The following is a 261-nucleotide window of genomic DNA, read 5'->3' on the forward strand; positions in this document are numbered from 1 at the left end:
ATACTGTATTATCAACTTGAAATTGTTTTGAAATTCTATCTGTGTTTCGTCCTTCCACTGTATAATCAAGTTCCGCCATTATCGCCTTAGAAAATTCCATAATAATATCCTTTATACGATACCTTGACGCCCAATCTAATCTACTTTCAGCCAGAATTGCTAATTGCTGAAGTATTTCTGAATCAGCTTTTATAACCTTCTCTACATTTGGTCGTTGTATTTTGACAGCTACTTCTTCCCCTGTTTTTAAAACACCAAAAT

Annotated in this window: 1 protein-coding gene; it reads right to left on the bottom strand. The window is 33.7% G+C overall.

Translation table 11 applies throughout. The features are described from left to right. On the bottom strand, nucleotides 1-261 hold a 261-nt coding region (locus AOA62_RS30565), incomplete at both ends, for an AarF/UbiB family protein (RefSeq protein WP_256592510.1).

This window comes from Pseudomonas sp. 2995-3, assembly GCF_002742565.1.
GTDB lineage: Bacteria > Pseudomonadota > Gammaproteobacteria > Pseudomonadales > Pseudomonadaceae > Aquipseudomonas > Aquipseudomonas edaphica.